Source organism: Frankia sp. CoWAU3 (genome assembly GCF_977971855.1).
Genome location: NZ_CDWWXB010000129.1, coordinates 1 through 5,836 on the forward strand (window position 1 = coordinate 1; position 5,836 = coordinate 5,836).

Annotated in this window: 6 protein-coding genes and 1 pseudogene; 3 read left to right on the forward strand and 4 right to left on the reverse strand. The window is 70.7% G+C overall.

Translation table 11 applies throughout. The features are described 5' to 3' along the window. Positions 1–13 precede the first annotated feature (13 nt). The 4 genes and pseudogenes from AC08ON_RS12225 to AC08ON_RS12240 form a co-directional block, all read right to left on the reverse strand. Positions 14–214: pseudogene (locus AC08ON_RS12225) on the reverse strand (transporter); the annotation flags it as partial. A 386-nt stretch (positions 215–600) separates the two neighbouring features. Continuing rightward, positions 601–1,605 carry an NAD-dependent epimerase/dehydratase family protein gene (locus AC08ON_RS12230; RefSeq protein ID WP_476607631.1) on the reverse strand — a complete coding sequence of 335 codons (1,005 nt, stop codon included), beginning with the start codon at positions 1,603–1,605 and terminating at the stop codon, positions 601–603. An 8-nt stretch (positions 1,606–1,613) separates the two neighbouring features. Continuing rightward, a complete protein-coding gene (locus AC08ON_RS12235) occupies positions 1,614–3,107 on the reverse strand; it encodes a helix-turn-helix domain-containing protein (protein ID WP_476607632.1) in 1,494 nt (497 codons plus the stop codon). A 169-nt stretch (positions 3,108–3,276) separates the two neighbouring features. Then, the gene (locus AC08ON_RS12240) at positions 3,277–3,567 is read right to left on the reverse strand and encodes a hypothetical protein (RefSeq protein ID WP_476616996.1); all 291 of its coding nucleotides are present in this window, start codon (positions 3,565–3,567) and stop codon (positions 3,277–3,279) included. Positions 3,568–3,580: 13 nt separating this feature from the next. Between AC08ON_RS12240 and AC08ON_RS12245 the strand changes: the two genes are divergently transcribed. From AC08ON_RS12245 to AC08ON_RS12255, 3 genes are all read left to right on the forward strand, one after another. Beyond that, complete coding sequence (locus AC08ON_RS12245) at positions 3,581–3,793, forward strand: hypothetical protein (RefSeq protein WP_476607633.1); 213 nt, start codon at positions 3,581–3,583, stop codon at positions 3,791–3,793. A gap of 75 nt (positions 3,794–3,868) precedes the next feature. Next, complete coding sequence (locus AC08ON_RS12250) at positions 3,869–5,254, forward strand: nicotinate phosphoribosyltransferase (RefSeq protein WP_476607634.1); 1,386 nt, start codon at positions 3,869–3,871, stop codon at positions 5,252–5,254. Positions 5,255–5,457: 203 nt separating this feature from the next. Then, positions 5,458–5,836, forward strand: a 379-nt coding sequence (locus AC08ON_RS12255; protein WP_476616998.1) for an NUDIX domain-containing protein, incomplete at its 3' end; no start/stop codon positions are given.

The following is a 5,836-nucleotide window of genomic DNA, read 5'->3' on the forward strand; positions in this document are numbered from 1 at the left end:
TCTAGGAAACTCCCGCTAGGCCCCCAAAACCGCCGGAAACCACGTAGGGTAGTTGGAAAGCGACGTCCGTCTCCTTGGAGACACCCAGGTAGCAGCCGAGCAGAAGTACGCCGCCGGCGGCCATCACCACCCATCCGCGCAGCGCGCGGACCACGTCGACCACCAGGCGCGATGTGGGCCGCGGGTTATCGGTCCCAGCGGTCTGCTCGTCCACTTTCGTCTCCCCCAAGGAGCATGTCGTCGTCGGTCGTGCGGGCGGCGCGGTCGTGCGGGCGGCGCGGCGGAGCCTCTGCGTGGAGCCCGCCCCCGAGATGATCCGGGTCACGACAGGCGTCAGATTAGTGTGCGGAGATGAACAGGTGCTCCGTCGGGTGGCCCACGGCTGTTCCCGGCGAGCTCAGGCGGCACGGGAAGCTCCGTCGCATTAGGTATACGAGGATAGGCCGGCCGATGGAAGGCCTTGCGAAGTATGCCTGCCTGCAACCAGCCTGCTAATCTATGCTGGCTGGCGGGTGACTGTCGGGCCAGGGGGAAGGGCCGGGAGGGATGCCAGCCGCAGCCTGCCGCACCGCGGGCCGCCGCGGGGCCCGCGGGGTCTCCTCAGGTGATGCTCGGAGCGATCCGCTGGCATGGCGGCAGGGCGGTGGCCCCGGCCGGTGCCGGCCCCCGGCCCCAGCGCCACGCGTCGGCGACGATGCGGTCGATGCTCGACGCCGGAGAGCTCCAGCCGAGATCGGCGCGGATCCGGGTGCTGTCACCGATCAGCGTCCTCGGTTCGGAGACCGGCGGACAGTGGACGCGGCGGACCGGGCGCCCGGCGACCCGGCCGACCGCGGCGAGCACGTCGGTGACACTCACCCCGACGCCGCTGCCCACGTTGAACACCGCGCAGTGCCCGGGGCGCGCGGCGACCAGCGCCGTCAGGTAGGCCGTCGCCATGTCCACGACGTGGACGTACTCCCGCAGCGCGAGGCCGTCCCCGTTGACCCGGAACACGTCCCGGCATCCGCTCGCCACGGCGATCGCCGCCGGGATGATCCGGCTGCCGTCGCGGTCGATGTGTCCCGCGACGGCACCCGCGACGTTGAAGGAACGTAGGATCACCGCGCCGAGCAGCCCGGTGCCGGCCTGGTGGGACAGCAGCCGCTCGGCGGCGAACTTGGAGGTTCCGTAGGGGTTCACCGGGTCGGGTGGGCAGGTCTCCGGGATCCGCGCGAGGTCGACGTTGCCGTAGACCGCGCAGGTGGATCCGAAGACGAACGCGGGTGCGACCCCGGTGTGTTCGGCGCCCTCCTCCAGGGCGGCCAGCAGGTTGATGGTGCCGGTCAGGTTCGTCTGGAAGTAGCGCACGGGATCCAGCCGGGACTCCCGCACCCGGGTCAGGGCCGCGAGATGGCACACCCCCTCGAATCCCCGGCTGACCCCCGCCGCGGCCAGCTGGCGGGGATCGAGCAGGTCCGCGGCCACCACCTCGACATCGGGGGCGAACCGCGGCGTGGTCATCGGCTCGCGGACCATCGCCGTAACCTGGTGTCCGGCGGTGGCGAGCATGTCCGTGACCACTCCGCCGATGAAGCCGGCCGCGCCGGTGACAAGGACGCGCATGTCCGGGATCAGGATGCGGCCCGCATGCGCATCCCGAGGAGGGTCTCCCGGTGGCGCCAGGCGAGTTCCAGGCAGGCGGCGGCCGACGGGGCGATGGGCTCGGTGTCGACGAGACGGCGCAGCGCCGAGTGGGTGAACGGGATGCCCTCGGTCACCGACCGGTTCGGACCCGCGGTGACGACCGATCCCTCGGCATTGGTCTGGACCATGCTGCCGAAAAGCCGGTCGAAGGCGTCGGCGTCCACCACGACGACGGTGAGGATCTCGCCGAACAGAGTGAGCGCGTCCAGCCCGATCCCGAAGTACGACACCCGCATGGCGCCGGACCGACGCGCCTGCTCGAACGAACGGAACGGCTCGTCGGTGTCATAGTCGATCGGGCTGGACGAGCTGCCGTCGTGCTCCGGGTTGCCCAGCAGCTCCTCGCTCAGCTCACGCATGATGTTGCGCCACAGGTCGAAGTCGGCCTCATGGTGGAACGGGGTGATGCCCGACGGCTGGAAGACCCCGGCCGGGATGACGTGGTACACCCCGCCCGCGGTCGCGACCGAGCCCGCGCTGCGCCGGTGCAGGAAGAAGCTCGCCTGGCCGCCGCGATCGTGGCGGATCGTGAGCGTGTTGATGGACGGCAGGGCCGCCCGCCGGGTGAAGTCGAACGGATCTCCGATCCGCGCCCGGAAGGGCAGCGCGGGCCAGGACAGTCCGCTGCCGGCCATCGCGGCCGCCGTCTCGTGTGCGACGGTCTCGCAGACGTCGACGGCGTCGAAGTACGTCGTGTGGGCGAAGCTCAGCGACGGATGGTTGTCCGGTGACGGTCCCGCGGTCCCGTCACCGCCGATATCGAGTAGGCGAAAACTGAGCCGGTTCTCGAACAGGGTCGGCCGGTCGAGGTCCCGCATCGCCCGCGTGTAGCGCTGGTAGCGGTTCTGCTGACCGCCTCCACCGAGCAGGGGCCGGCTACCGGCCGTCTCGGGTTCGTCCCCCCTGATCGTGGGGGCCTCGGCGCTATCGTGCCACCCAAGGGTGACATCGTCGATGTCCACCGGGGTGTCCCACACCCAGCCGGGTCGGGCCAGTAGCCCGCTGCCGAGTCGGTCGGTTTCCGGGTAGAGCCGCACCGCCGCGCGGGCGAGGCTGATCCGATGGTGGTTGAGGTGATCGCGGGTGAGCCGCCACGCGCGTTGGCTCGCGGCGGCTTGCTCGGCCGCCGGACTGCGCGGCGCTGTCTCCCGGCGACGGTCCGTCATCGATCCCGGGGCCAGGCCGACGTCCTCGGGGGACAGCGCCAGATTGCGGGCGATGTGACGGAGCGTCGAGATGTCGTGGATAGCCCGCCGGCCGCTCTCCACCTTGGATACGTAGGACTGGTCGAAGCCCAGACGGTCGGCGAGCTGCTGCTGCGTGAGGCCGTGGGCCTGCCGGTACGCGCGTAGGAGTTGGCCCACACCAACGCTGGTGGGAGTAGAACGCGGCGGCGTCCATAGCCAAGTGTGACCGGTCACCCGCAACCCTCTCGTCCGACAATCGTGTTACGCGAAGTGAGCATAACGAGCCGGGCATCTAGGGGTGCAGTGACATAATTCGAACATCTCGTGTGGGTGTAATTTTGCGGCTTCCAGCAACATCCTCGGTGCCATGTGTTATGCGAGGGCGTTCCCGTCGAATGTATGTTCATTGGTTGGGAAGTCCGTCCGCGAGGTCGAGAACGATCACAATGATGATCAGGAGGAGTATCCAGCGGAAGAAGCCGATACGGCTCCAGACCTCGCGCGCGATGCCCCGGCCTGCCCGGCCGCCGAGCACCAGCAGTGCGAACAGCGCCCCGCCGACCGTGACGAGGAAGATCCCGGCATTGCTGTGGTCCACGGTCAAGACGATCGCACGCCGACCCCGGGTATCCCCGGGGATACCCGGAGAGTGTTTCTGTTCGGGTCGCGACCGCAGGTGACCGACCGTTCTCACGGTCATCCTCCCCGTGTTCGCCGTCGGGCCGGTCGGGGTTGCGCTGATCGATCCGGCGCTGATCGGCCTGGTGCTGATCGTCCTAGCGCTGATCGGCCTCGCCCTGATCAACGTGGTCACGTCGAGGCTCTCTCATGTGCTCCTGAAGGTCGATGGAACGTGTAGTGCATACCGTGTTGGAATCGACGTTCGCCCACTGTCAGGCCAACGCACCACGACGGGATGAACTCGCTCCCTTTCCTCGCCCGCCAAACCGCCGGCCGGCGCGCATCGGAGCCTGCTCGTCCCTACCGTGTTCCGGATGTCGACGGCACTCCTGACCGATCACTATGAGTTGACCATGTTGCGCGCGGCGCTCCGGTCCGGCGCGGCGGATCGTCGTGTGGTCTTCGAAGTCTTCACCCGATCGTTGCCGCCGGGTCGCCGTTTTGGTGTGTTCGCCGGCACCGGTCGGCTGCTCGATGCGCTGGCGGACTTCCGGTTCGGGCCGCCCGAGCTAGCCGCTCTGCGGGCCGCCGATGTCATCGACGAGGCCACGGCACAGTGGCTGGCGGACTACCACTTCGGCGGCGACATCCATGGCTTCGCCGAGGGCGAGCCGTTCTTCGCCGAGACGCCCGTGCTCGCTGTCGAGGGCACCTTCGCTGAGACCGTGCTGCTCGAGACACTCGTGCTCGCCATTCTCAACCACGACAGCGCGATCGCGGCCGCTGGGGCCCGGATGGTTGGGGCGGCCGGGGACCGGCCCTGTCTCGAAATGGGATCTCGGCGCACCCATGAGGCCGCCGCCGTGGCCGCCGCCCGCGCGGCCTACCTCGTGGGTTTCGCGGCCACGTCGAACCTGGAGGCCGCCCGGACGTACGAGGTCCCCAGCGTCGGTACCAGCGCGCACGCCTTCACACTCGTTCATCCAAGTGAGGCCGAGGCGTTCGCCGCGCAGGTCGCCACCCTCGGTGTCGGCACGACGCTGCTCGTCGACACGTACGACGTCCCTGCGGGGGTCGCCGCCGCCGTCGCGACGGCGGGCACCGAGCTCGGGGCCGTCCGGATCGACAGCGGGGACCTGGGTCGGGTCGCCGGCGCCGTCCGCGCGCAGCTTGACGGCCTCGGCGCGACCAGAACACGGATCATCGCGACCGGGGATCTGGACGAGCACGCCATAGCCCGGTTGGGCGACGCCCCAGTAGACGGCTACGGTGTCGGCACCGGCCTGGTCACCGGTGCGGGCGCGCCCACCGCGGGGTTCGTCTACAAGCTGGTCGAGGTCGACGGCGAACCCGTGGCGAAGAGGTCGGTCGGCAAGAGCACCCGTGGGGGGCGCAAGCGGGTCGTCCGCCGCCATGACCTCAACGGCCGGGCCGTCGCTGATGTCATCTTTCCGAGCCCGCCGGGCTCGCCGTCGGCCCCGGACCGCTTGTCCGGTCCGTCCGGTCCGGGGGTGGATCCCGCTGGCTCCGGGGACGCGCTCCCCGCGTCGCAGCGACCGCCCGACCCGGCCCGGGACCGGGACCTGTTGCGTCCGCTGGTGAAGGCCGGTGAGCCGGTCGGTGGCCTGACCGGGCCGGCCGGCACCCGGCGCGCCCGCGAGCACCATCGTCTGGCCCTCGCGGCCCTTCCCCCCACCGCTCGGGAGGTGGGCTACGGCCCGCCGTGCCTGCCCGTCGTCCACGCGGAGGGCCGTCCCTGAGCCGTCTCGGGCCTCCCTGAGCCGTCCCGGGCCGTCGGGCGGCGTCGCCCGCTGAGGTGCCGTTTCCGGCGGGAGGCCGAGGAGGGGCCCGTGTGTGCCGGCACGGGGATGGCCAGACTGGAGGGGTGGCGCCCGCCTCTCCATCGAACCGGATCCGCGGTCCGTTGGACGGCGAGGGCGGGCGGCATGACAGCGTCACCGTCATGCCGCCCGCCCTCGCCGTCAGCGTGGACGTGGTTCTGCTGACCCTGCGCGCCGGTCGGCTCTGTGTCCTGGTCATCCGCCGGGACGATCCCCCGTTCGGCGGATGCTGGGCGCTGCCCGGTGGTTTTGTCGACCGCGACGAGGATCTCGACGCCTCGGCCCTGCGGCAGCTCGCGGCCGAGACGGGCGTCACGACGACCGGTCACCTCGAGCAGTTGCGGACCTACGGCGGCGCGCACCGCGACCCGCGTGTCCGGGTGGTCAGCGTGGCCTACCTGGCCCTGCTGCCGAATCTCCCGCAGCCGCAGCCGCAGCCGCAGCCGCAGCCGCAGCCGCAGCCGCAGCCGCAGCCCGGCCGGGATGGACCGCGGGCCCGCT